We start from the raw sequence: 26,746 nt of genomic DNA, 5'->3' as shown, positions 1-26,746 counted from the left end.
CTTTTTGGGTTCACTTCATTAAGGTGCTGATTTTTCTGGTACATCTTTTCGTGCAATATATAAAAATCTCGATATATCTAATTTTTTTCCTCTAAAAAATTGCGGGGAGGAAATATAAAGCTCTTCTTTTGCGCGCGTAATGGCAACATACATAAGCCTTCGTTCCTCTTCTAACGCCTCAGAAGTATCAGTTACACGGTCATTCGCGTCTTTTAAAGAAGAAGAATGAGGCAGTATGCCATCGCTTGCTCCAAGTAAAAAGACACATGGGAATTCCAGTCCTTTTGCATTGTGAATGGACATAAGGGATACGGCGTCTTTTTCGTGCATTGTTTTTAATGCTTCCATTTCTTTTTGGCTTTGAATCGCTGCACGAATAAATTCTAAATAAGCGGGAATATCAGTAAAACGAGTTGCTGATTCCATGAGTTCCTCGAGCATTTCTTCTTGGATGTCTTTATGCATCGTAAAGGAAGAACGATCATTACTTTGTAAGTATTCTAAGTATTTCCCTTTACCCTTAATAATTTCTTTTAATGCTTTCTTTGGTTCTAATTCTTTAATGAATTTTATGAAGTCAATTCGTTCATTTATTTTTTTGACTTGAAATGGCTTTAAGCTCGGATTTAGTAATAGGAAATGTAGAAGGGAAGGGAATCTTCCTTCGCCGTATTTCCACTGTTCACGTTCAATAAATGAGATACATTCATCGCGGCCAATATACATCGTTGGCAATATGCTTGCGAGCGATTCGATTCGAAATGGTTCATATGCGAGTCGCAGCTGATCGAGTACGGGTTTAATTAAAGAATGCTCATAGAACGATTGACTTGCGCCATGTTTTATAAACGGGACTTTATGAATGGTAAGCTGATCGAGTAAAGAACGACTTACGGAATGCGTACGGTACAGCAAACAAAAGTCTTTGTATGATCGCTCGCCGCTTGCTACTTTATCTTGAATGAGTTGCAGAATTTGATTTGCTTCATCAAGAGTCGTTGCAGGGCGCGCGTAAAATGGTTGGATACCTTCTTCATGAACGGAATATAATTCTTTTTTAAAGCGCTCTTGATTGAGTTTAATGACTTCGTTTCCAAGTCCTACGATAAATGGGTTCGATCGATAGTTTGTATTGAGAGCAATGATGGTTGTGTTATCAAATTCTTTTGGGAATGATAAGATAATTTGATGACTTGCACCGCGCCAGCCGTAGATGGCTTGATCATCATCACCCGCGATAAATAAATTATTTCGCGGCGTGGCTAACAGTTTTACAATCTCATATTGTGCATACGACGTATCTTGAAATTCATCAACTTCAATGTAATGGAATCTATTTTGCAATTGCGTTAATAAGGGTGCGTTATTTTCAAGCATGTAGAATGTTTCTAGTAAGATATCATCGAAGTCTATATAACCATATCTCTGTTTTACATCTTCATAACGTTCATATACTTCGCGGAACTCTTGTTCAACAGGCGTTTTTGCTTGTACATCTTTTGGACGATTCAATTTGTTTTTTTCGAGTGAAATCATTGCGAGCATTGTTTCAGCGTCGTAATCGTCTTTTAAACGCAATTCTTTCAAGATTTTCTTTATCATAATTTGTTTATGTTTTTCATTTGCTAAAATCTGCTGGTTATATCCTTGACTGCGAAGTAATTTTAAAAAGACGGAATGAAATGTACCTGCGACAACATACTGGCTTGCAGCACGGTTCATACCAGGTAAACTTGCGACGCGGCTTCGAATTTCTTCAGCAGCTTTCTGTGTAAACGTAAGCAATAAAATGTTGCGTGGATGAACATGTTTTACATTGATTAAATAGCCAACGCGCGTTGTTAAAACGGATGTTTTCCCGCTTCCAGCTCCAGCTAATGTAAGAACAGGGCCTTCTGTCGTTCGGACTGCTTCTAATTGTTTTTCATTTAAATACACACCTTGCTGTTCCAAAGCGCGGAAATAAGCCGCATCGTTATCCTTCTCTATAATTAAATTGACAGAGGTTTTTGGAATATGATAAGTTGCCTGCGGAGCGCTAGTGTGCGTTAATGTTTTTTGAGAAAATTTTTCTTGAGTCATACATTCACCTTCAAAACTATAGCATCAACTTTTAACTTTAGCGGAAGAAAAAGAAAATAGCAATGTAAAAAACAGGAGGGGGTTACCTCCTGTTTAGGAAATCATATTTCTTTTATCATCACAACATGTGGTATATCCGCTTCTATAAATACATCAGAAACAGTTTCATATCCAAGTTTCTTATAAAAAGGTTCAGCTTGTGTTTGCGCATGAAGCTTTAATTTTGGCAGAGCCTCTTCCTTTGCATATGCTTCGAGTGCATCCATAATGATTTTTCCGACGCCCTTTTTGCGATGGGAAGCAAGAACACATATTCGCTCCATTTTCCCGATGCCTTGGGTGATGCGAAAGCGACCTGCTCCAACTGGAACATCCTCATCATATATAACGACGTGTTTAGAAGTTTCTTCAAACTCATCGTATTCTTCTTCAGCAGATACGTGTTGTTCTTCAACAAAGACTTGTTTACGTACAGAGAACGCATCTCTTAGTTGCTCGTCTGTTTGTACGATTTGTGCTTGCAATTATTTGTTCCCCTTTCCAATATGGAATGTTTCATGTACTGTCCATGTTTCGTTCTCTAATTGATAGAGAAGATGGAAACGATCGATTGGTTGCTCATAATAAAAATCTTTCATACGTAAGCGACCTAATACATCAGCATGTTCTGCATCTGATAAATGTTGTCCAATTGTTAAATGTGGTACGAATGCATATTCACGCTCTTGTGTGAAGAATCCTTTATGCATTTCTTCATTTAACAATGTAAGTTCAGGTGTTTTTTCTACTTTGAAATAAAGAACATTATTAACTGGTGCGAATGAGCCTACCTTTCCAACATGAAGGGTAAACGGATTTGTTTTGTTTGCGATTGTATGCAATTCTTGTACAATTGCTTCTAATTGCTCATCTGGTGCCTCAAAGGGTGCTTTTAATGTGATATGTGGCGGAACTAATGCATAATGTGGATCATAACGCTTACGCAATCCGTTCGCTTTATCTTGAATCATTTTTGATGGGAAAATTACAATGCCTAGTTTCATCTTTAAATTCCTCCCTTTGTAAGTCTAGTTAGATTTTGAGAAAAACAAATCTCTTTTCTTATTATATCAAATAATTCTGAATACTGCTTCCTATTATTTCATTGATAGAATATAAGAAAATGCTTTTGGTAAATCATTTTGCCAATATTTCCACGTATGATTGCCTTCAAATTCTTCGTAATGTGTGATGAATTTTCTGTTTGTAAGTAATGCATGTAGCTCGCGATTTGGCTCTACAAAGTCAGAAACTTGTCCATCCGTTCTTTTTACAGCAGTTTCTTCTGTCCCGATTACATGGTAAATTTCTAGTGCTTGTGGTTGTGTGAAATCTTTTGTTAAATGAAGTACTGTTTCATCAACAAATGGTGATTGCATAACGACCTTTCCGAATGTATGCGGATACATAAGTGCTGTCATAAAGGAAACTGTACCACCTAGAGAATCCCCGATTAACACACGACCTTTGCCCATTTGATATGTTGGATAGTTTTCATCGATATACGGAACGAGTTCATGGGCAAGAAAACGAATGTATGCCGCATTTTTTACATCGTTTGGAAAATATTTTTCTTTACGATCGTGAACATTTTTATATGGAATACCGACAATAATTGTTCGGTCAATTTCTTCATTTTCACGAAGACGTTCAATTACGCGGTGCGCTTTACCAAGTTGAAAATAATCTCTGCCATCTTGTGCAATGACAACGGTATGCTTGTGCAGCGGCGTATAATTAACTGGTAAATAGACAAGAAGCGTAACGTCTTCTTGAAGTGATGTACTGTAAAATGAAAGTTCTTCAATTCTCCCGATTGCTTGATTCATGTATGATCCCCCTAAATAAAAAATATGCGTGTTTCTCATTTTATATTTTACCATAATGATAGGAAGAATCTAAAAAATTAGTATTTATCTTGTAAAAGCCTGATTGGTAAGGGGGATGAAGCACACCTCCACTGATTAAAGTTTCTTTTTTGTTTTTCGTAACGGTGATTTATATGTTGAAAGATTAAATTGGATTTATATATAATGAAGTGGGGATTTTTACAGGGAGAGGGGTAAAACAACTTTGAAACAAGAAAAATCAATTGCACTACCATTAGCAGTTTCTATTATAGCCATTTCATTTGCAGCGGTTTTCGTTAAGATGTCCTCAGCGCCATCTTCAATTTTAAGCATGTATCGTTTATGGATTATTGTAATCTTTATGCTTCCGATTGTTTGGAAAAAACGTGAAGAGTTTCGCGGAATTGAAGGGCGAGATTGGCTATTTTTGATAGGATCAGGATTCTTTTTAGCACTGCATTTCCTTTTATGGTTTGCATCTTTAAAGTTTACGACTGTTGCTAGTTCGACTATCATTTTAGCGCTTCAGCCAATCGTATCATTAGTTGGAGGCTTTTTTCTATTTAAAGAAAGAACGACTTATTCAGCGATTGCCACAATGGGGATTGCGATCCTTGGTGTAATGTGCATTGGATGGGGAGATTTAGGATTAAGCAGAGAAGCGATATTTGGTGATATTTTATCCTTTTTAAGTGTCATTGCGGTTGTTGGTTATTTATTCATTGGGCAAACAACAGTAAAAAAAGTTTCGCACTGGATTTATAGCTTTAGTGTGTTTGCATTTGCGGGAATCTTTATCGCTATTTATAACGTCATAATGAGTGTACCGTTTACAGGATATTCTACATGGGACTGGTGGATTTTCCTGTTACTTGCGATTGTACCAACAGCTTCACATATGATTAATAACTGGCTATTAAATTATGTGAATGCTACAACGATTTCAATGAGTATTTTAGGAGAGCCTGTTGGAGCATCGGTACTTGCGTTTTTCTTATTAGGTGAGAAACTGAATGGTATGCAAGTTATCGGCAGCGTTCTCGTATTATGCGGTGTGTTTATTTTCTTATTGCAACAGCAAAAAAGTGTGCAAAAAGAACGAGTGCAAAATGCAGCATTTACGCAAGAACTGTAGTGTGTATAGATAATGAGTAGGCTGTTAGGGGGAATCCTAACAGCTTTTTTGTATATAAATTGAAAAAACTTTGCTTTTTTAGCTCTATGTCAAGTGAAAGTAAAGAGAAAGAACGAGTGAAGATCGCCTTTTTGTTGCGTAATACTAATAAAATCATTACATTTACAGTAAAGGCATTTTAAAATGTCAGCTATATTATTCTATTAAAGGGCCATATTGTTGAAGGGGAACTGGGAATGAAAATCAAAATACATAGTGAAGGAAACAATATGTAAGGCCGAGGTAACAGGTGATGTTCGAAGAAATTTTGAGATGATTAAAAAGTAATTGAAATAAAGTGAAACTTTAATCAGTGGGGGTTTTCTTTATCCCCCACTGATTATCAGCCCGCACCAATCGGGCCTTTACGGGCAGTTAGTGCGGAATAAATTAGCTCTGCATGAAATTTTCATTTTTAAGGAAGTGGATGGATGAATTTATTAACTTTTACTGAGGAATTTTTTAATTATGTAAGGGAGTTTTTACTTTTAAGGTTTACACTATTTGCTTTGGCCCTCATGACTTTTTCCTTTATCACAAACCGTATTATTGATTGGTTCTTTAGGAAGTCCAGCTTTTTTGATGAAGAAGTAGAACAGACGGTTCAAAGTGTAATTCGATCAATTTTTAGATATGGAATTGTAATCACTCTTGTTTTTTATCTAATTAGTCAATTTGTAGATATAAAAGGTCTTCTTGCAGGTGCAGGGATTGCCGGAGTTGTCGTCGGTTTTGCTGCACAACAGCTGCTCAAAGATGTTATATTAGGGTTCGCAAGATTAACGGACAAAGAGTTTCGTGTCGGCGATTTTGTTACTTTTAACGGAACAAGTTCAGGTACCATTGAGGAAATTAGTATTCGCTTTATGCAAATTCGTGAATGGTCGGGAAAACTCCTTACCATCCCACATGGAGAGATTAGAATGATACAAAATTTTAATAAAGGCCGGATGCGGATTATTGAACGGATTACGGTAAGTTATCAGGAAGATCCTACAAAAATAAAGGAATTGTTAGAACAAGTAAGTGTTACTTGCAATGAAAAATTGGATCAAAGTCTATATAGGATAGAGGACGAGGCTGTTGAACCATTTAAATATATTGGTATTACAGACTTAAATCCAAATCTTAAATACGTTGGGTACGAATTTTGTATTGTAGGCTTGGTTAAACCTGAAGAGTATTTTGAAACTTCCAGACAAGTAAGATTTGAACTCATGTCTATATTCCATAAGAATCAAGTACAAATGCCAACAGTGAACATGTTCGTTCATACTGAAACATTACAGGAGATTTCTGGAGAGCAGTTTCCACAAGCAGGTAAAGAAAACTAGCTGATTGTAGATATTAGGTCAGTTCATGAGGTATGGTTGCAAAGTATATTTAAAATTTGGGTTTATAGACCGGTAGTTTTCAATGCACTGAAGGGTTTAAAAAATACCTCCTAAAAAAGGTAACTTCTGCATTCGGACCGCATTCTTTTATAAATAATTACTAGTGGTTAATAAAGAAATTGGTATATAATGGGTATGGGGTGGTTGTATATGTACTTTCCATCAAAAAAATCTGCATGGTTATATCCAATTTACTTAGTGGCAGTCGCTGCTTGTTTTGCTCCATTTATTGCTGGGAGAGATTATTTCCTTCTATTTTTTACGGTTCCTTTTGCAATTCTGCTCATTTGGAGCTGGTTTATAACGGGTTACAGAGTAGAAGATGAACAGCTGATCATTCGATATGGACCAATGAAAAAAAGAATTGTAATCAAAGAGATAAGAAAAATTTCAAAAACAAAAAATCCATTAGCAACTCCAGCATTGTCCTTTGACAGGCTTGAAATACTATATGGTTCCCAATTTGAAACAGAACTTCTTTCTCCGCGTGATACGAAGCGATTCGTATCTCTTATAAAAAGCACCCATCCACAAATTGAAGTAGCAAATAACTTAATACATGAATAAGAAGAGTGGTCTCAAGGGCCACTCTTCTTATTTATAAAAAGAATTACATGCACGAAAACAAAGGGTGTTATTTTGGATTTGTGATAAAAGGCTGAACATGAACAACGCATAAATCACGAAATTTCCCTTCGGCAGTTGTTACGATTATAACAGCTCGTCCAGGATTTTTTCCGGTTAAGGTCGCTTTATTCTTGTCTGCATGAATTGTTACGACGTGAGGATTCATATTTGTCCAAATAAGTTCTTGATTTGTTGCTTGAATTGGGAGAACAAAAGCAGATAATGCAGCGTTTTGTCCTACTTTTATTTTTAATTTATCTTTTTGAATATGCACACCAATTACAGATACAACAGAAGGAGCGATTGAAATTTGAGGTTTTGATTGTATGTTTGGACAAGGAGCACTTGTAATAAGCGATAATTTTTTTGAATTTTGGTGTTGTAGTGAAGCCATCATTTTAAAATCTCCTTTCTGTATAAGTGATACTATTACTATAACGAATAAGTGTTATGGTAAATTTAACGAAACATAAAGAAATTGTTAATTTCAAAGAGAAAATTGTCGAAGTGCGGGATAAAAGAAAAGAACCTCTGCTTTTATAGTCAAAGCAGAGGTTCACAACATATTATGCGATTTTCTCAAATTCCTCGAATTGTTTTTCTACTTCTTTCGAAGGTTTTGTTAGTAAACTTACGATTATAATTACAATTAAACTAACAGCAAATCCTGGAATCATTTCATATAGGAAATCTTTTAAAAATTTAAATTGTGTCCACGTAATAACAGTCGCAGCTCCGGCAATCATACCAGCTAGTGCGCCCCATTTTGTCATACGTTTCCAGTATAAACTTAGTAAAATAGCAGGTCCAAACGAAGAACCGAAGCCAGCCCAAGCGTATCCAACAAGTGCTAAAATTGTATCATTTTGTTTGAATGCTAATGCACAACCAATAAGTGCAATGCCAAGAACTGCCATACGACCAACAAACACAAGCTCACGATCAGATGCAGAACGTTTAAAGAATGTTCGATATAAGTCTTCTGTTACTGCGCTTGAAGTAACAAGAAGCTGAGAAGAGATTGTACTCATAATCGCTGCTAAAATCGCTGCTAATAAAAATCCAGTAATGAGCGGGTGGAATAAAATTTTCCCTAGTTCTAGGAAAATCGTTTCTGGATTCGATAGTGTTAATTCTGCTTTCGAATAGTAAGCAATACCAATCAGACCTGTAAACATAGCTCCGACAACAGAGAAAATCATCCAGCTCATACCAATTCGGCGTGCGCTTTTGATATCTTTAACAGAAGCAATCGCCATAAAACGAACGATAATATGAGGTTGTCCAACATAACCAAGGCCCCAAGCGAATAATGAAATAATGCCTAATACAGAAGTGCCTTCAAAAATATTTAATAATGTCGGATCGATAGATTGAATCGTATCAAATGCAGGTCCAAGACCGTTTACATTCATAATGGTTACGACTGGAACAAGAATAAGAGCAACTACCATAATGATTCCTTGCACGAAGTCTGTCCAGCTCACAGCTAAGAAGCCACCGAATAATGTATAGGCTACAACAACTGCGGCAACAATGAATAATCCAACATGATAGTTCATGCCAAATGAATTTTGGAATAATACAGCGCCTGAAACTAATCCTGAAGCTACATAAAATGTGAAAAAGATCATAATAACTAGTCCAGATACAAGGCGTAACATATGAGATGTATCATGGAAACGGTGTTCTAGAAATTCCGGAATCGTGATAGAGTTGTTTGCAATCTCAGAGTAGGTACGTAAGCGAGGAGCGACATAGATCCAGTTTGCGTATGCGCCAAGTGTTAGGCCAATCGCAATCCAGCTACTACTTAATCCAACGCTAAACATTGCACCGGGTAAACCCATTAAAAGCCAACCGCTCATATCAGATGCTCCAGCACTTAATGCTGTTACTGCGGGGCCTAGTGTACGCCCGCCAAGCATATAATCTGTTAAGTTGGATGTGCGTTTATAAGCAAAATAGCCGATAATTAACATCCCGAGCATGTAAATAGAGATAGAAGTTAAAATTAACATCTGCGTACTCATGTAGTTCCCCTTCCTTTTGTAATGTCTTTTGATGAATTTTGCATATTTATAATCTATCATGATTATTTCAGAAAATCCATATACAAATACGAATTTTCTGAAATGTAAGCGTTTTTTGACATCGATTTATTTTTAGAATATATAATTTTCTGACAAAAAACATTCATTTTAATAGAGTATTTATTATATTTACATAGAAACCGGTTATTTTGTCAATATAATATTACAGGAAGAAATAAATAAAAATTTTTAAAAAGTATTGACTTGTGAAAAAAGAAGGGACTATAATGAGTGCAACTTAAAAAAATGCAAGCGTTGATGAAGAAGAGTACATATTTGGAACATGTCAGAGAGCTGATGGTTGGTGCGAATCAGTATGGGATGAATATGGAATGGCCTTCGGAGCTTCCAAACCGAACCGAAAGAAGTAGGCTTTGGCGACATGATCTCATCGATACAAGAGACACGTATTCATTTTGGATACGGCAAAGTGCGTTACATTTGTAACGAATTAAGGTGGCACCACGGGAGTACCCGTCCTTTTTATAGGATGAGTACTCCCTTTTTGTGTATAAATTATGTTCAAAAAGGAGGATACGGAGTGTAGATAGAACTACATGAGTACCGGACTGGCGACGTAACGAAGAAATGCGACAGCTATCTTTACCGGACTTTTTGAACACTTTGTATAAAAATAAGTAAATAAACTAAATCGTTGAGTAAGAAGAGTACGTATATTGGAGACGTTCCAGAGAGCCGGGGATAGGTGGGAACCCGGTGCGGTGCCATATGCGGAATGGGCTTACGAGAGGTATGCTGAACAGCTATAAGTAGGCAACCCGGGTTCCGCCGTTACAAGGATAAGGTATATATTTGTACCTGAATAAAGTGGGATGCTTTATGCATCCAAACGAGGTGGTACCACGGTAAATTTATCGTCCTCTACATATTTCGATATGTAGGGGACTTTTTTTATTTTAAATAGTGAGGTGGCAGTCATGATAACGAAAGAACAATTTAACATGCAAAAGGAACAAGGAAAGACATTTTTAGTAATCGATGAAGAAGAAGGAGATAGTGTGACGCCGATTGCTTTATATCGCCAACTGAAAGGTGAGAAAAAATTTTTACTCGAAAGCTCGCAGCTCCATCAAGATAAAGGTCGTTATTCCTATTTAGGATGTAATCCATACGGAGAAGTCAAAAGTATTGGCCCGGTAGTAGAGATTACGATAAATGGTAGTACTAGGCAGATAGAAGAGAATGTATTACAAGCATTGAAAAAGGTCCTTGCGCCATCGGAGGTAGAAAGCCCATTTCCATTTTGCGGTGGAGCAGTTGGATATATTGGTTATGATGTGATTCGGCAATATGAAGATATTGGGGAAGAATTGTTTGACCCAATAAATATTCCGGAAGTTCATGTATTACTGTACCGAGAGTTTATTGTATATGACCATTTACGTCAGAAACTATCGTTTGTATATGTATGCAGGGAAGAGGATACGGACTCTTTTGAAGAAGTTCACGAGAGATTACAGGCATATAAACAAAATGTCTTAAATGGAGAGGAAGAAAAAGTGACAGAAATTCAGTCTTCTTTATCCTTTACTTCTTCCATAACAGAAGAAAAGTTTTGCGAAATGGTGGAGAAGGCAAAAGAATACATTCGAGCTGGGGATATTTTTCAAGTTGTATTATCTCAGCGATTACAAAGTGAGTTTATAGGCAATCCATTTGTCTTATATCGCAAACTTCGGATTGCAAATCCATCACCATACATGTTTTATATTGATTTCCAAGATTATGTTGTACTTGGTTCTTCACCAGAAAGTTTACTTTCCGTGCGAGATGATAAGGTGATGACAAATCCAATTGCAGGAACAAGGCCACGCGGAAAAACAAAAGCGGAGGATGAAGAGATAGCGAAGGAGCTCTTAGCAAATGAGAAAGAGCGTGCGGAACATATGATGCTTGTAGATTTGGGGCGAAATGATATCGGACGGGTGAGCGAAGTCGGTTCTGTTGAGTTAGATAAGTATATGAAAGTTGAAAAGTACTCGCATGTTATGCATATTGTATCTGAAGTTTCTGGAATATTACGGAAATATATGGATTGTTTTGACGCATTAGCTTACTGTTTGCCAGCGGGTACTGTATCCGGGGCACCGAAAATTAGGGCGATGGAAATTATAAATGGATTAGAAACGGAAAAAAGAAATGTGTATGCCGGAGCAGTTGGATATATAGCCTTTTCTGGAAACCTTGATATGGCGCTTGCGATTCGCACAATGGTTGTAAAAGACGAAAAAGCATATGTGCAAGCGGGAGCTGGGATTGTCTATGATTCAAATCCAACCTCTGAATATGAGGAGACGTTAAATAAAGCGAGAGCGCTACTGGAGGTAATGAAATGATTGTACTCATCGATAACTATGACTCATTCACTTATAACTTATATCAATTGTTAGGGGCATATGAGGAAGAAATTGTTGTACTGCGAAATGATAAAGTGACGATTCAAGAACTGGAAGAAATGAAACCAAAAGCAATTATTCTTTCACCAGGACCTGGAAAACCAGAAGGTGCTGGAGTTTGCATCCAGGTGATTCAGCATTTTTATAAACAAATTCCGATTCTTGGCATTTGCCTCGGACACCAAGCGATTATTTCGGCATTTGGCGGTGAAATTGTAAGGGCAGAGCATATAAAACACGGGAAAACATCACGTGTAAAACATAACGGCACATCGATATTTTCATATGTCACGCAGCCATTAACTGCGATGCGCTATCATTCACTTGTAGCGGCGAAACAGACGATTCCAAAGTGTTTCGATGTATTAGCGACAGCGATGGATGATGAGGAGATTATGGCAGTTCGCCATAATTATTATCCACTCTTCGGACTTCAGTTTCATCCGGAGTCAATTGCGACAGAAGAGGGCGGGAAATTAATACGTGCATTTTTAGCCAATGTGAAAGAGGGGGAGCGAGTATGAACAGTTATCTTCGGAAATTAGTTGATGGACAACACTTAACGGAACAGGAAATGTACGAAGCAGGCCTTGCACTCTTAAGTGAAGATATATTAGAAAGTGAAATTGCTGCTTTTTTAGCATTATTAAAGGCAAAAGGTGAAACTTCGGATGAAATATACGGCCTTGTTCGTGCTCTTCGGGAAAAGGCATTACCATTTGCAAGTCATATAAAAGGAGCGATGGACAATTGCGGAACGGGCGGAGATGGAGCGCAAACATTCAACATTAGTACAACATCTGCTTTCGTGCTTGCCGGGGCTGGTGTAAAGGTTGCAAAACATGGAAATCGCGCTGTGTCTAGTAAAACAGGAAGTGCAGATTTATTAGAAGAACTCGGTGTAAATATTACGTGTACGCCAAGAGAAATTGATTATTTATTAGAAAAAGTAGGGATTGCTTTTCTATTCGCACCAGCGATGCATCCAGGGCTGAAACGAATTATGAAAATAAGAAAAGAACTAAATGTACCGACGATCTTTAATCTAATCGGCCCGCTTACTAATCCGATTGATTTAGAAACGCAGTTTGTTGGGATATACAAACGAGATATGCTGTTGCCAGTAGCAGAGGTATTGCAAAAACTTGGTAGAAAGCAAGCGCTTGTTGTAAATGGAAGTGGATTTTTAGATGAAGCATCTCTGCAAGGAGAAAATCATGTGGTGATTTTAAAAGATAACAAGATTATAGAAGAGAGCATTACTCCAGAAACGTATGGGTTTTCTCGGGTAAGCAATGAAGAAATCAGAGGCGGGAATGCAAAAGAAAATGCGAATATTACACTGCAAATATTAGAAGGGAAAAAGAGTGTATACCGTGATACGGTTTTACTCAATGCAGGCCTTGCACTTTTTGCAAATGGAAAAGCAGAGACGATTGAAGAAGGCATCGGGTTAGCAGCTCATAGTATTGACTCTGGAAAGGCGTTAGGGAAACTGAATGTATTAATTGCAGCTAGTAATAAAAGATTGGAGAGGGTGAACTAAATGGGAACCATTTTAGATAAGATTGTTGAGCAGAAGAGAAAAGAAGTAGAAGAGTTATACAAAACATATACACCAGTGAAAGAAAAAAGGCAGGTTTACTCACTTGTGGAAGCACTGAAACAATTTACAGTTATTGCAGAAGTGAAACGAGCGTCGCCATCTAAAGGTGATATCAATTTACAAGTAGATGTCCCGAAACAAGTGAAAGTGTATGAAGAGTGTGGTGCCGGAGCTGTTTCAGTTTTAACGGATGAACAATTTTTCAAAGGATCGATTCATGATTTAGAAACAGGGAGAGCACATAGTAATATTCCGCTTCTATGTAAAGATTTTATCATCGATACGATTCAAATTGACCGTGCGTATGAAGCGGGAGCTGATCTTATTTTACTGATTGTCGCTGCACTACCAGAAGAAAAACTACGAGAGTTATATGCATATGTGCAAAAAGTAGGGCTAGAGGCAATTGTAGAAGTCCACAACGAGGCCGAATTAGAGGTGGCACTAGAACTAAACCCTCATGTGATTGGAATAAACAATCGTAACTTGAAAACATTTGAAGTGGACTTAGGTACGACAGAAAAACTTGGGAAACGATTAAATGAGGAAAATAGACTTTGGATTAGTGAAAGTGGTATTCATACGAAAGAAGATATCATGCGTGTGAAGCAGGCTGGTGCAAAAGGCATTCTTGTTGGGGAAGCACTTATGACGGCACCTTCTGTCGGAGACTTTTTTCAATCATTGAAGGTGACGACATGAAAGTAAAGATTTGCGGCATTACTGATCTTAAAACAGCAAAACTTGCTTGTGAATATGGCGCGGATGCCATTGGATTTGTGTTTGCGAAAAGCAAACGAGAAATTACACCCGAAAAGGCAAAACAGATTATCGAGAATATTCCAGCTGATGTCATGAAGGTTGGCGTGTTTGTAAATGAATCGGTAGAAGTCATCCAGAAAATCGTAAATGATTGTGGTTTATCACATGTACAACTGCATGGGGATGAAGGGAACCATCATATTAGAAGATTGAATATTCCGTCTATAAAATCGATTGGCGTACATTCGAGTGGAGATATAGAACAATCACTAGGCTATGAAGCGGATTTCCTCTTATTTGATAGCCCGAAAGAAAAGTTTCATGGTGGAAATGGTAAAGCATTTTCATGGAAGTTGTTAGATGAGATGCCAAATGAAATTCGTAAAAAGTGTATTTTAGCCGGCGGGTTGCATCTTGGAAATATTGCAGAGGCAATTGAAATGGTTCAGCCATATATGGTGGATGTCAGTAGCGGCGTAGAAACAGATGGTAAGAAAGATAGCGAGAAAATAAAACAATTTATTAAAAAAGCGAAGGAGTGTTCAATATGAAGTACGCATATCCAGATGAAAAAGGTCACTACGGTATATACGGAGGACGCTACGTTCCAGAAACACTTATGCAGTCTGTTTTAGAATTAGAAGAAGCATATAAAGAAGCGATGCAAGATGAATTGTTTCAACAAGAATTGGATCATTATTTACAAACGTACGTCGGAAGAGAAACACCGCTTTATTTTGCAGAGAACCTGACAAAGTATTGCGGCGGTGCAAAGATCTATTTAAAGCGTGAAGATTTAAATCATACAGGGGCTCATAAAATTAACAATACAATTGGGCAAGCACTTCTTGCAGTGAGAATGGGTAAGAAAAAAGTTGTAGCTGAAACGGGGGCTGGACAACACGGAGTAGCAACAGCGACGGTATGTGCTTTACTTGGTTTGGAGTGCGTCATTTTCATGGGAGAAGAGGATGTGAAACGACAAAAGTTAAATGTCTTCAGAATGGAACTATTAGGAGCGAAAGTGGAAAGTGTTGCAGCAGGTAGTGGAACGCTAAAAGATGCAGTAAACGAGGCGCTTCGTTACTGGGTTGCACATGTGCACGATACGCACTATATTATGGGATCTGTTCTTGGGCCGCATCCATTCCCGCAAATTGTACGTGATTTTCAAAGTGTCATCGGAAAAGAAACGAAGAAGCAATATGAAGCATTAGAAGGAAAATTACCAGAAGCAGTTGTTGCTTGCATTGGCGGCGGGAGTAACGCAATGGGAATGTTTTATCCGTTTGTACACGATGAAGAAGTTGCTCTTTACGGAGTCGAAGCAGCTGGAAAAGGGGTTCATACAGAGAAACATGCCGCAACCTTAACAAAAGGAAGTGTTGGCGTCTTACATGGTTCGATGATGTACCTCCTTCAAAATGAAGAAGGACAAATTCAGGAAGCACACTCCATTTCAGCAGGGCTCGACTATCCAGGGGTTGGGCCAGAGCATAGTCTGCTAAAAGATATTGGCCGTGTTTCCTATCACTCCATTACAGATGAAGAAGCGCTGGCTGCATTCCAGTTGCTAACGAAAAAAGAAGGAATTATCCCGGCATTAGAAAGCTCGCATGCTGTAGCATATGCATTAAAACTCGCTCCTACAATGAAGCGAGATGAAGGACTTGTCATTTGTTTATCAGGCCGCGGTGATAAAGATGTTGAAAGTATAAAACGTTATATGGAAGAGGTGTAGAAAATGGGAGTAGAAAGAATTACAGCAGCGTTTCAAGATGGAAAAAAAGCATTTATCCCGTATGTAATGGGAGGAGATGGGGGGTTAGATAAGTTAAAAGAACAAATTCGTTTTTTAGATGAAGCAGGAGCAAGTATTGTTGAAATTGGTATTCCATTTTCTGATCCGGTTGCAGATGGACCTACAATTCAAAGGGCAGGAAAACGAGCATTAGATAGTGGAACAACGCTTAGAGGAATTTTTCAAGCATTAGCGGAAGTAAGACAAGAAGTAACAATTCCATTTGTACTGATGACATACTTAAACCCGATTTTGGCATTTGGCAAAGAACAGTTTATAGGAAGTTGTTTGGAGGCTGGTGTAGATGGCATTATCGTTCCAGATTTGCCGTATGAAGAGCAAAATATCATTGCACCGCTCCTTCGTGATGCAAATATTGCTTTAATTCCACTTGTTACGGTAACGAGTCCGGTTGAACGGATTGAAAAGATTACGAGAGAATCACAAGGGTTCGTCTACGCGGTAACAGTAGCAGGTGTTACGGGCGCTAGACAGGACTTCAAAAAAGAGATTCATAGCTACTTAGAAAAAGTAAAAACGCACGTTCATCTCCCAGTAGTTGCGGGATTTGGGATTTCAACGACTGAGCACATCGAGGAAATGATTGCTGTGTGTGATGGGGTTGTTGTGGGGAGTAAAGTAATTGAGCTATTAGAAAAGGGAGAGCAGGATGAAATTTGTGAGCTGATTGGTGCAGTGAAATAATAAGAAGGGGCTGCCTGTGAAGGGGGCCTCTACTTTATGTTCAAGCATCTCATACGTAGCTTTTAACGTTCTGATTTGTTCCTTAATAAAGTGTTTATGTTCTTCTAAAACTCATAAAGTATATTTCTTTATTTTCGCGATGGACATTTCCTATATAACTAGTTAAATGGGTTATAGTCTGAGGTTTAATGCTAGACTATGCCCCATTTTCACATGTATTTCGGCTGGAATTTCTTTAAGGTCCTTCACATCACGATAAAAAGGATACGCACAATTGAGTAGGATTTCTGTAGCACGAAAACGTCACGAATAATTGACGTAAACGAAAGGTGTTGTTAAAATTATTTCTGGGATTAATGTGAATTTATTCACAAATTGTAGTTTTGAATGTGAAAACGTTCACAAAGATTAAGCTTGTTTCTTAAAAATATTTTATAAAAGGAATGATATGTTATGAAAAGAATTGTAACACTAAGTACTCGTAAACTGACAGATACAGTAAAACATGGTGGGTGTGGTGCATGTCAAACATCTTGCCAATCAGCCTGCAAGACGTCTTGCGGAGTTGCGAATCAAAAATGTGAAAACACAATGAACAGATAGAAAAAAAGAAAGGTACCGCCCAACTGTTTTAAGGATGGGCGGTCATTTTTATTCCGCATGAACAAGAAGTAACAGCTCGATTAACGGAAGTATTACTTTATAGATAAAAGGAGTTTGATTATTAGCTATGATTCATCAATATAAACTAAACGGATACAACATCGTACTCGATACTTACAGTGGATCAGTACATGTTGTCGATGACCTTGCTTATGAAATCATCGCACTATATGAGACTACTGCTGCAGAAGAAATCATAACTATGATGCTAGAAAAATACGTACATGATTCCGATATCTCTGAGAAGGACATTCGAGAAACTATTGCAGATATTGAAGAGCTAAAAAATGATAGACAACTCTTTACTGAGGATGAATATAAGAGTCTCTCAATTGATTTAACAAATCGCAAAACTTATGTAAAGGCCCTTTGTCTCAATGTTGCGCATACATGTAACTTATCATGTGAATACTGCTTTGCCAGCCAAGGAAAATACAATGGAAGTAGAGCGATTATGAGTTATGAGGTTGGTAAAAGAGCTATTGATTACTTATTGGAAAACTCCGGTCACCACCGGAACCTCGATATTGACTTCTTTGGCGGAGAGCCGCTTATGGCCTGGAAAGTTGTAAAACAGATTGTCGCTTACGCAAGAAGTAAAGAAAAAGAGTACAAAAAAACGTTTCGCTTTACCTTTACTACAAATGGGATGTTGCTAAACGATGAAATCACTGATTTTTTGAATAAAGAAATGTACAATGTCGTATTGAGTCTTGATGGAAGAAAAGAAGTTCATAATCACCTTCGGAAAACAGTAACTGGAAAGGGAAGTTACGATTATATCGTTCCGAAATTCCAGAAATTCGTCAAAAAACGTGGAGATAAAGAATACTATGTGCGCGGAACCTACACGCACAACAACATTGACTTCACCAATGACATTTTTCATATCGCAGATCTTGGTTTCGACAAGCTTTCGATGGAACCGGTTATCTGTAATCCACGGGAACCGTATGCACTCACCGAAGAGGACCTTCCAGATATTTATAACCAGTACGAAATTCTCGCTAAGGAAATGCTAAAGCGTGAGGAAGAAGGTAATGGCTTCACTTTCTATCATTACATGCTTGACCTCTCAGAAGGCCCTTGCATCCAAAAGAGAATTTCGGGATGCGGCTCAGGAACCGAATATCTCGCTGTCACACCATGGGGCGAGCTTTTCCCTTGCCACCAGTTCGTCGGGGATAACGAATACAGTATGGGAAACATCTGGGATGGGATTACAAAACAAGAGATGCAATGTCAATTTAAAGAGAGCAACTGCTACTCGAAGCCAGAATGTCAGGACTGTTGGGCAAAACTATACTGCAGTGGCGGTTGCCCTGCCAATGCGCTGCACGCAACCGGCTCCATCAATGGAATCTATGATTTCAGTTGTGACGTTTTTCGTAAGAGGGTAGAATGTTCCATGATGGTTAAAGTAGCCGAATCCATGAGAGCTATGAGAAAAAACAAACCAGCTGTGGCTCAATAAGTATAAAGATATGATAAGGCTGAGAGATAAGTCGAAAATTTGATTTATGCTCAGCCTCTTTAAAGGTGTTATTTTTAATTAAAGTAACGGATTTTCACCAAAGCGCTCCCATAGTTTTGGAAAACGTGTTGCTAGTCCTTCTTCATCATCTTCATCCCAATCAAATCCAATGTCAGGCATAGTTGAATCGTGCCCTTTTTCATCTAATAAGGAATCAAATTTATCCCAAATATCGTCGTTCCATTCTGCATCGCCTGTTTCTTTTAAAGAAAAAGCTTCAAGGGCTACCATTAACATTTCTTCGCATTCTGGAATTAATTCCTCTTCTTCAAAGAAATCAGGAATTAAGTTTGCTAGATTATCAGGGTCTTGCATGGCTGATTCAAATACTTCCTGTCCACATGCAATGAGCCAACCTCTAAAGTAATCAAATGCATCATCGGAACATCCACCAAAAATAATATAGGCAGCTGCCCAAAGAGAAGATGTATAAGACTCTTTGAAAGCAGTTTGGAAATGGATTTCATAGTCTGTAATTTCATTTTCAGATTGCGAAGCTAATTGTTCCACTAACCATTCACTTGTTTCTTCTTGTGCGTTCATTTCTGAAATCAGTTGCCAAAATTGTTCTTTGTTCATATGTATAGCCTCCTTTTCCGAAACATAATTTGTTGTAGTGTAACATGTTTTGAATACTTCAGCACATTAAGAAATTTGAGATGTTATAAAATGAATTGAATATTCTGTTAACTGTTATATAATAGATGCAATTGTATCTTTTAAGAAATGAGATGATGGTATGGCTGTATTGTTAGCACTTATCCCAATTATGATGATTTTTATTTGTCTATTTATTTTTAAACAAACATCTCTGAAAGCTTCGTTAATTTCCTATGCGGTATGCGGTGGAATCGTTTTACTAACACCAATGTTTCGCTTGCGCATAGATGAGGTGGTGCATGCAACAATTAAGGGTGGATTAATATGTTTTATTGTAGGATATGTTCTGTTTTTTGGAATTTTTTTATTTCACCTCATGAACAAAATGGGGTATATCGACCAAGTTGCACGTTTTATCGAACAAGTTACACATGATCGGTTGTTACAAATGCTTTTAATGTGTTTTGGAATTTGTCCACTTATTGAATCAGTGAGCGGATTTGGAATTGGTTTTATGGTGGCTGCTCCTATTTTTCTCTCCCTTGGTTATAAACCATTGCAAGCAGTTTTATTATCGTTTATCGGTTTATTGGCGAGTTCCTGGGGAGCGATGGCAACGGGAACGATTATTGGATCTCAGCTTATCGATATGCCATTAGTAAACTTAGGATCGAGTACAGCATTACTAAGCATTCCTTTTTTTGCATACTTTATTTTCCTCTCTTTGTATGTAGTTGGCGGCTGGCAAGCTGTGAAGGGAAAATGGAAGGAAGGGTCCGGTTTTTTTCTCTTATTTTCGATATCAATCTATCTTTCTAATGCATACGTAAGTGTTGAATTGGCGGGAATCTTAAGCTCAATCGTTACTATTACATTTGGTTTTCTTCTTATTAAAATGACAGCGAGGCAACAAAGGGAGTTTGTATCAGAGCATGCCGCAACGATGCAGCGAGAAGTTTCTATCGTAAAAATTATAAGCCCTTATTTATTTTTAACCGTTTGTATTTTGCTTTCTCGTCTCATTCCATCGTTACATCATACACTGCAATCTTATGCAGTTCTTGATTTGCCAGCGTACTCTTACAAACTAGCATTATTATATTCACCGGGATTTTGGCTTGGGGTTACATGTTTATTTACCATTGTTTTCTTCCGTATTCCTTCTACTGTTATAAAGCAATCTTTATCACAAACGGTTAAACAATGGATACCATTTGCGATTACAACGACAATGTTCATTGCTATTTCAGAATTAATGGGTGCAGCAGGTATGCACACGTTGTTAGCGGAAGCAGCAGGAAATACATTTGGAACATTGTTTGTCTTTGTTGCTCCGTTCATCGGTGCAATTGGTGGTTTTCTGACGGGAAGTAACGCAGGATCAAATGCGATGTTTATTAAACTACAAATGCAAACAGCGCAAAATGTAGGGCTCCCGTGGCAATATGTGACAACGTTGCAAAACACAGCATCATCTGTAGCGACAATCGCTTGTCCGTCACGGATTACGCTCGGAGCCTATTTATGTAATATTCCATTTCGTGAGAATGAACTATTAAAAAAGACAACGCTTATGATTTTTGGAGCGGTGTTGATTGTGGTGGTGGAAGTTGCCGGGTGGTATATATGGAAATAAAAAATCCTCTGCTTTAGGAGGATTTTTGTTCTTCCGTGGATAATGTATAAAAGAACAAGTGTTTCTATTATATGAAGAGGAGATGATCCCATGCCCTTAAAAAACTACGGTGTTCTAAAAGGTATAGCGGTACAATCTATGATTGGAAAAGGGAAAACACCTCATTATCAAGTGCATTTGCAAGATGAATCAGGAGTAGATTATCGGATTGCTATTAATGTGAAATCACAAAGTTATCCATCAGAAGTACTATATTTTGCAAGTGAAAATATAAAATCAGAAGCGATTACGATTTTACCGACATTACCTTTTGGTTTTACTGAAATTAAAAATAATAAGCCAGAGATTGCACTGGATTATGTAAGAGGAAATCTATTTGATTCAAAGCAGATGATTCCTTTGCCGCCTGAAAAGTCAGGAGAAGATAATGATTTAAATGAGAAAATAGAGCATTATATAAAACGAGCAATAGACGAAAAGGCAACTATATATGCATTTGGAGAACGGTGGGGCCCAGAACATGATACACCTGATAGATATTTCCACTTTACTCCTGGTAACGGCATACATGATATTCATATGAATCAAGGAAATGTGGAGAAGTGGAAGAGTGATGATGGTGTTTGGCAAGATGGTGGGATATTCATCCACTTTGAGAAAGAGGAAAAGTGGATTGGAATTTTCCTCGCATTTCAATCGCAGTCTTGGTGTACAGATGAAGAGGGGCATGCGCGTGTTCCAGTAGAGCAGTGTAATTATAAGGAGGAAATTAAGCAAAACAGCTAGTTCATCTTGAACTAGCTGTTTTAATTTTGTAGAAAATATAACTTATGAGTGTAGCAATACATGAAAATAGTATCGCGATGCTTGAAAAAGCAAGTACATACATATTATATTTCACCACATTTCCTATCAACTGATTACTATCATAATGAAACAAAGTTGCTACCGTATTAAATAGGAACAAGACGATAAATATCGTAATCACACCATCTAATGAACCTTCTATATCCGGTTTACTCAAGGCGATATGTGCAGAGATACAAATCGCGATGAAAAGAAACAGCCAAAAGGAAAGTGTAGAAAGGTTACTAATCGTAAAAAGACTTTTTAATAAGAGAAATGACGATACAAAAATATTTTGCAACATATCGATATTGATAGAAGCAGTTTGTGTATTTGTTTCAAGGGTTTGCATAAAGACCGAATAAGATTGTGGTACAAAATAATACATGAGAAGAAGCAAGGTGGTCATTCCAGAGAAAATAGGAGCAATTCCGATAAAGAAATTTCCTATTCGTTGATAGATACTTCTTTGATTATATTGATGTTTAACATAACCTAAATAACCGTTATTTGTATCGGTTGGGAAGAGTTGCATTGCTACGATTTGATGTCTGAATAGGATGCACATAATCGCATGACCAAGTTCATGGATAGGGACACCGATCCATGCGGATAAAAGGAAGCCTTTTCTCCCAAAAGCTCTCGTCCAATATGTTCGTGTAAGAGATTCTAAATAACCTAATAGAAAACCAACCAAAATGATGATACCGATTAAAGAGAATAGTTGCACGAAACTAGTAATAAAGATTTGAAAAAGTGAGTGTACAAGTTCCATAGTTTTTGTCCAATCTATTATTTTTATCCCGCTATTTGCGGGCAGTAATACTCCCACTTCAAAATTCGGCAGGAGCAAAGAAGTTAGGTGGGAGATAAACTGCCCGTAAAAGCCCGATTGGTGCGGGCTGATAATCAGTGGGGGATGAAGAAAACCCCCGCTGATTAAAGTTTCACTTTATGGCGTATAAGCTTTTTCATATTGTATATAGATAGAAAGGTTTTTGTCAAAATGTTACTAGAAAGAAGGGCGAGATTCTTGTAGTCATGTTTCCTCTCCTCGTACATATATTGAATTTGTAACAGCTTAGAAGATACATGCTAAGGAGGAGAGAAAACATGACGTGTCCAAAATGTAACACCGAGCATACAAATGAAGCGAAATTTTGTGGGAATTGTGGGCATGCACTGACAGATCAGGCGACGGAACAAGGGGAACAGCAGTTGGCTCGGTCGGCACCTGCGCAGGAAACGGTTCCGAATGAAAAGGTAGCGCAAGCAAAGCAATTGGCAAGTGGTTACTTTCAATTCTTTAAAAATGCATTGAAAGCTCCGTCAGCAATTATGAAAAGTGGACATATTGAGGTAAGGAATGGGATGATCAGTCTTGTTCTTATTTGTTTTTTATTTGCTTGTATGTTTTATCGAATGATGAGTCAGGCTGCATCGGTAGCAACGAGATTTGCACCTGAAGTACCTGCACCTTCATTTTTTGGAGAATCTGTTAAAATCTTTTTCTTTTTATTAATTCTAGCTCTCTTTGTTGGATTTATTGTTTTTGTAAGTGGAAAGTTGATGAAATCATCTTTTTCCTTTTTGGAAACATTAGGTGTTTGGGGGACGGTATCGACACCAGTTGTCGCTATACTTGTTATTGCACTTTTATTTAGCTTTTTAACAATTTTTTTAGCAGCCTTCTTTTTAGGGGTTGCTGTATCGTGGATGAGCGTATGTATGATTGTTTCAATAGTTAAGTTAGACCGAGGTGGATTAGATCCGGTATATACGCTTATTGTTGCAAATATTTTGATTTCAATTGCAAGCTGGATTATCCTTTGGTCTTATATCCAAACAATCATTAATACCTTAACTGGAAGTTTCTCAGGCTTCTACTAAAAAGGTGGCTGAACGGATGAAAGTTTGTACAAAATGTGGTTCACAATTAATGAACGGTGTGCAGTTTTGTCAAAGTTGTGGAACGAGAAGAAACGATGAGGAATCCCATATGCGAAGGAAGATGAGTACAGCAAAGAAAATATGGATTGGGGTTATTATTCTTCTTATTCTTAGCTTAAGCGGTGCTTACATGTATGGGGCAAAGTATTATTCTGCAGAAGCGCAAATTGATAGAATGATTACGATCTTACAAGAAAAAGATGCAGAGAAATTTATTGAAATTGTGACAACAGATGATCCACAATTTGTAATAGATAAGGAGAGCGTGGTACCGTTATTTGCATATATAAAAGAGCTCCCATCTTATGTGAATGATTTAAAAGGCTCTATTCAACAACAAAAGAAGAAGCGAAATGATGTAGAAAAGGTAGACTTTGTATTAACGAAGGATGGAAAATACTTATTTCTATTTGATCGATATAAGTTAAAAGCAAAAACGTATTATACATCACTTCTTACGGATGAAAAAGGTGCGTTGTTAAAGGTAAATGGGAAAGAATTAGATAAGGCAACTGATAAAATGTTTGAAAAGCAGTATGGACCATTTTTTCCTGGTGTTCAAACATTTCAATCAGAGTTTAAAAATGATTATGTGAAGTTAACACGTGAAGAAAAGGTTGTACTTATGAAGCAAAATCAAAATAATGTAACGGTGGACCTTTCATTAAAAGGTCATTATATTACAATCCAAACAAATGTAGCAGGAGCAACATTATACGCCAATCAGAAACCGATTACGACACTGACTGGGGAAGAGTTTAAGTGGGGGCCGGTAGCTACGGATGGGAGCGTCTCTATCTATTTAGAAAAAGAGGGTGCAAGCGGAAAAGAACGGACAAAGGTGGAACATATATCAACAAACCAATATTATACATTATCGTTTCCACAAAAAACAGAAGAACAACCGAAACCACCTTCTTCACCGCCAGTAACAACGAGGTATGTATATAATGGATTTTTCTTTCCTGATAGTCATATTCGTAGGTTAACGAGTGCAGAGCTAAACCTTTTAACGAAAGAGCAATTGCGCATTGCGAGAAATGAAATATACGCTCGGCATGGACATATTTTTCAAACGAAAGATATGCAAGCCTATTTTTTAAAACAGTCATGGTATCGAGAAAATCCATATTATAAGGGCGAATTGAATGATATTGAGGCGTATAATGTTGAGCTTATCAAATCGAAGGAGTAGGGATTGTATAGCATATATCCTCTTTTCAGTTTGTTAGAAGTAAAAGGTACATTCACTAGGTGATGTACCTTTTAAAATTGTTATTTATTCAAGTATTACCTCTTTAAGAAGATTATTGAGCAGGGGGGCCTGTAAAAGCATGATTGATGTGAAATGATTATCATGCATACGTTGCTATGTTTGGACAGAAGGTTTCGTTTGTAAATCAATGAGAGAAAACATTATATTGTATATAAGAAACTTATAAAGAAACAGGATTTATTTACAGCAAAACTGGAAAGTGTAAGGAGTATGGATGAAGTAAGGGAGTGATAGGATGAATTATGTAATCATTGGCGGGGACGCAGCTGGTATGAGCGCAGCAATGCAAATTATTAGAAATGACAAAGATGCTAAAGTTGTTACGCTAGAAAAAGGTGAAATCTATTCATACGCACAGTGTGGACTTCCATATGTGATTAGCGGTGCGATTGTTTCTACTGAAAAATTAATTGCCAGAGATGTGAAGACATTTCGTGATAAGTACGGAATTGATGCAAAAACAAGTCATGAAGTAACAAAAGTTGATACTGAAAATAAAACTGTACACGGTATACATACAAAGACAAAGGAGTCATTTCAATATACGTATGATCGCTTGTTAATTGCGACGGGAGTTAGGCCTGTTATGCCAGATTGGGAAGGTAAGGATTTACAAGGGATTCATCTTCTGAAAACAATTCCGGATGCTCATAAAATATTGGATACGCTGCAGGAACAAAATGTTGAGCAAGTAACCATTATCGGCGGCGGAGCAATTGGTCTTGAAATAGCTGAAACATTTGTGGAACTTGGGAAGAAGGTACGAATGATTGAACGAAATGATCATATCGGTACGATTTATGATGCTGATATGGCGGCACATATACATGAAGAAGCAGCGAAACACCATATTGAAATTTTAACAAATGAAAATGTAAAAGCCTTTAAAGGAAATGAAAAAGTCGAATGGATTGAAACAGATAAAGGGACGTATAAAACGGATCTTGTTTTAGTATCCGTTGGGGTGCAGCCAAATACAGAATTTCTTAAAGGAACAACAGTACGTAAAAATAAAAAAGGTGCTATAGAGGTAAATGCTTATATGCAAACAAATGTCGAGGATGTTTATGCGGCGGGGGATTGTGCAACGCATTACCACGTTGTAAAGGAAATACAAGACCATATCCCGCTCGGTACAACTGCGAATAAACAAGGGCGTCTTGCGGGATTAAATATGGTTGATAAACGAAGAGCTTTTAAAGGAATTCTTGGTACGGGTATTATTAAATTTATGGGACTTACACTAGCGAGAACAGGGTTAAGTGAAAAAGAAGCGAACGGACTAAAAATACCATATAAAACGGTGAAGGTAGATTCAACAAGTATAGCCGGTTATTATCCAAATGCCGCACCACTTTATGTGAAATTGTTGTATCGTGCTGATACAAAGCAATTACTTGGTGGACAAGTAATTGGAGAAGAAGGCGCGGATAAACGAATTGATGTCATTGCGATGGCCGTATTTCATAAAATGAGCATTCATGATTTAGAGGATGTTGATTTAAGTTACGCTCCGCCATATAACAGTGTTTGGGATCCGATTCAACAAGCAGCAAGGCGAGCGGAATAGCACTTCTTTTAGAGGTGCTGTTTTTTCTACTGAAAAATGTATGATATAATATTCACTCTTGAAAAATAGATGCCGCAAATATCGGAATACAAATCTTATTATGATGTAAGTACATATGAAC

25 protein-coding genes and 2 other annotated features are annotated in these 26,746 nt (G+C 37.5%); of the genes, 17 read left to right on the top strand and 8 right to left on the bottom strand.

What is annotated here, in order from left to right:
• Positions 1–18: 18 nt before the first annotated feature.
• The 4 genes from CN373_RS11640 to CN373_RS11625 form a co-directional block, all read right to left on the bottom strand.
• On the bottom strand, positions 19–2,082 hold the full coding sequence (locus tag CN373_RS11640) for an ATP-dependent helicase (protein WP_000191215.1): 2,064 nt from the start codon (positions 2,080–2,082) through the stop codon (positions 19–21).
• A gap of 101 nt (positions 2,083–2,183) precedes the next feature.
• Positions 2,184–2,606: a GNAT family N-acetyltransferase gene (locus CN373_RS11635; protein ID WP_098359413.1), complete on the bottom strand. Its 423-nt coding sequence runs from the start codon at positions 2,604–2,606 to the stop codon at positions 2,184–2,186.
• Positions 2,607–3,125 carry a YjcG family protein gene (locus tag CN373_RS11630; RefSeq protein ID WP_000765861.1) on the bottom strand — a complete coding sequence of 173 codons (519 nt, stop codon included), beginning with the start codon at positions 3,123–3,125 and terminating at the stop codon, positions 2,607–2,609.
• 93 nt (positions 3,126–3,218) lie between these two features.
• On the bottom strand, positions 3,219–3,950 hold the full coding sequence (locus CN373_RS11625; RefSeq protein WP_098359412.1) for an alpha/beta hydrolase: 732 nt from the start codon (positions 3,948–3,950) through the stop codon (positions 3,219–3,221).
• A 244-nt stretch (positions 3,951–4,194) separates the two neighbouring features.
• On the opposite strand from CN373_RS11625, the gene CN373_RS11620 reads away from it, so the two are divergent.
• The 3 genes from CN373_RS11620 (at position 4,195) to CN373_RS11610 (ending at position 7,106) form a co-directional block, all read left to right on the top strand.
• On the top strand, positions 4,195–5,106 hold the full coding sequence (locus CN373_RS11620) for a DMT family transporter (protein ID WP_098359411.1): 912 nt from the start codon (positions 4,195–4,197) through the stop codon (positions 5,104–5,106).
• A 470-nt stretch (positions 5,107–5,576) separates the two neighbouring features.
• Entirely contained in the window at positions 5,577–6,479 is a 903-nt protein-coding gene (locus CN373_RS11615; RefSeq protein WP_098359410.1) for a mechanosensitive ion channel family protein, read from the top strand.
• A 210-nt stretch (positions 6,480–6,689) separates the two neighbouring features.
• Positions 6,690–7,106 (top strand): PH domain-containing protein, encoded by a 417-nt coding sequence (locus CN373_RS11610; RefSeq protein WP_098359409.1) that lies wholly within the window; start codon positions 6,690–6,692, stop codon positions 7,104–7,106.
• A 67-nt stretch (positions 7,107–7,173) separates the two neighbouring features.
• Here the strand turns inward: CN373_RS11610 and CN373_RS11605 are convergent, their stop codons facing one another.
• Both CN373_RS11605 and putP read right to left on the bottom strand, forming a co-directional pair.
• The gene (locus CN373_RS11605; RefSeq protein ID WP_111901868.1) at positions 7,174–7,563 is read right to left on the bottom strand and encodes an Ig-like domain-containing protein; all 390 of its coding nucleotides are present in this window, start codon (positions 7,561–7,563) and stop codon (positions 7,174–7,176) included.
• A 169-nt stretch (positions 7,564–7,732) separates the two neighbouring features.
• Positions 7,733–9,199: a sodium/proline symporter PutP gene (gene putP / locus CN373_RS11600; RefSeq protein ID WP_098359408.1), complete on the bottom strand. Its 1,467-nt coding sequence runs from the start codon at positions 9,197–9,199 to the stop codon at positions 7,733–7,735.
• A 306-nt stretch (positions 9,200–9,505) separates the two neighbouring features.
• Positions 9,506–9,744 (top strand) — a binding site (T-box leader).
• Between the two features lie 161 nt (positions 9,745–9,905).
• Positions 9,906–10,145 (top strand) — a binding site (T-box leader).
• 52 nt (positions 10,146–10,197) lie between these two features.
• On the opposite strand from putP, the gene trpE reads away from it, so the two are divergent.
• The 9 genes from trpE (at position 10,198) to scfB (ending at position 18,687) form a co-directional block, all read left to right on the top strand.
• On the top strand, positions 10,198–11,616 hold the full coding sequence (gene trpE / locus CN373_RS11590) for an anthranilate synthase component I (protein WP_111901869.1): 1,419 nt from the start codon (positions 10,198–10,200) through the stop codon (positions 11,614–11,616).
• A complete protein-coding gene (locus CN373_RS11585; RefSeq protein WP_098359405.1) occupies positions 11,613–12,200 on the top strand; it encodes an aminodeoxychorismate/anthranilate synthase component II in 588 nt (195 codons plus the stop codon). Before trpE ends, CN373_RS11585 begins: the two co-directional genes overlap by 4 nt.
• Positions 12,197–13,222 carry an anthranilate phosphoribosyltransferase gene (gene trpD / locus CN373_RS11580; protein ID WP_098359404.1) on the top strand — a complete coding sequence of 342 codons (1,026 nt, stop codon included), beginning with the start codon at positions 12,197–12,199 and terminating at the stop codon, positions 13,220–13,222. The genes CN373_RS11585 and trpD overlap by 4 nt, the downstream gene beginning before the upstream one ends.
• Positions 13,223–13,984: an indole-3-glycerol phosphate synthase TrpC gene (trpC, locus tag CN373_RS11575; protein WP_098359403.1), complete on the top strand. Its 762-nt coding sequence runs from the start codon at positions 13,223–13,225 to the stop codon at positions 13,982–13,984.
• A complete protein-coding gene (locus tag CN373_RS11570) occupies positions 13,981–14,595 on the top strand; it encodes a phosphoribosylanthranilate isomerase (protein WP_098359402.1) in 615 nt (204 codons plus the stop codon). The genes trpC and CN373_RS11570 overlap by 4 nt, the downstream gene beginning before the upstream one ends.
• Positions 14,592–15,785, top strand: coding sequence for a tryptophan synthase subunit beta (trpB, locus tag CN373_RS11565; RefSeq protein WP_098359401.1), 1,194 nt, complete (start codon positions 14,592–14,594; stop codon positions 15,783–15,785). The genes CN373_RS11570 and trpB overlap by 4 nt, the downstream gene beginning before the upstream one ends.
• A 3-nt stretch (positions 15,786–15,788) precedes the next feature.
• Entirely contained in the window at positions 15,789–16,550 is a 762-nt protein-coding gene (gene trpA, locus CN373_RS11560) for a tryptophan synthase subunit alpha (RefSeq protein ID WP_098359400.1), read from the top strand.
• Positions 16,551–17,003: 453 nt separating this feature from the next.
• Positions 17,004–17,153, top strand: coding sequence for a six-cysteine ranthipeptide SCIFF (scfA, locus tag CN373_RS11555; RefSeq protein WP_079999468.1), 150 nt, complete (start codon positions 17,004–17,006; stop codon positions 17,151–17,153).
• A 127-nt stretch (positions 17,154–17,280) separates the two neighbouring features.
• Positions 17,281–18,687 (top strand): thioether cross-link-forming SCIFF peptide maturase, encoded by a 1,407-nt coding sequence (scfB, locus tag CN373_RS11550; protein ID WP_098359399.1) that lies wholly within the window; start codon positions 17,281–17,283, stop codon positions 18,685–18,687.
• A gap of 78 nt (positions 18,688–18,765) precedes the next feature.
• Here the strand turns inward: scfB and CN373_RS11545 are convergent, their stop codons facing one another.
• Positions 18,766–19,326, bottom strand: coding sequence for a DUF4240 domain-containing protein (locus tag CN373_RS11545; RefSeq protein WP_098359398.1), 561 nt, complete (start codon positions 19,324–19,326; stop codon positions 18,766–18,768).
• A gap of 160 nt (positions 19,327–19,486) precedes the next feature.
• Here CN373_RS11545 and CN373_RS11540 point away from each other — a divergent pair, with 160 nt between their 5' ends.
• Both CN373_RS11540 and CN373_RS11535 read left to right on the top strand, forming a co-directional pair.
• Positions 19,487–20,983, top strand: a complete 1,497-nt coding sequence (locus tag CN373_RS11540; protein ID WP_098359397.1) for an L-lactate permease — start codon at positions 19,487–19,489, stop codon at positions 20,981–20,983.
• A gap of 90 nt (positions 20,984–21,073) precedes the next feature.
• Positions 21,074–21,769 (top strand): DUF2278 family protein, encoded by a 696-nt coding sequence (locus CN373_RS11535; RefSeq protein ID WP_098359396.1) that lies wholly within the window; start codon positions 21,074–21,076, stop codon positions 21,767–21,769.
• Position 21,770: 1 nt separating this feature from the next.
• Here CN373_RS11535 and CN373_RS11530 read toward each other — a convergent pair whose 3' ends face one another.
• On the bottom strand, positions 21,771–22,604 hold the full coding sequence (locus tag CN373_RS11530; RefSeq protein WP_098359395.1) for a hypothetical protein: 834 nt from the start codon (positions 22,602–22,604) through the stop codon (positions 21,771–21,773).
• 338 nt (positions 22,605–22,942) lie between these two features.
• Between CN373_RS11530 and CN373_RS11525 the strand changes: the two genes are divergently transcribed.
• The 3 genes from CN373_RS11525 to CN373_RS11515 all read left to right on the top strand — a co-directional run bounded on the left by CN373_RS11525 (position 22,943) and on the right by CN373_RS11515 (position 26,625).
• The gene (locus CN373_RS11525; RefSeq protein WP_098359394.1) at positions 22,943–23,719 is read left to right on the top strand and encodes a zinc-ribbon domain-containing protein; all 777 of its coding nucleotides are present in this window, start codon (positions 22,943–22,945) and stop codon (positions 23,717–23,719) included.
• 16 nt (positions 23,720–23,735) lie between these two features.
• Entirely contained in the window at positions 23,736–24,974 is a 1,239-nt protein-coding gene (locus tag CN373_RS11520; RefSeq protein ID WP_098359393.1) for a TcaA 3rd/4th domain-containing protein, read from the top strand.
• Positions 24,975–25,290: 316 nt separating this feature from the next.
• Entirely contained in the window at positions 25,291–26,625 is a 1,335-nt protein-coding gene (locus CN373_RS11515) for an FAD-dependent oxidoreductase (RefSeq protein ID WP_098359392.1), read from the top strand.
• Positions 26,626–26,746: the final 121 nt, after the last annotated feature.

The sequence above is a fragment of the Bacillus cereus genome (assembly GCF_002561295.1).
Taxonomy (GTDB): Bacteria; Bacillota; Bacilli; order Bacillales; family Bacillaceae_G; genus Bacillus_A; species Bacillus_A cereus_S.
Note: the sequence above shows the minus strand (reverse complement) of the source record. Positions and strands in the feature narration are given on the sequence as shown.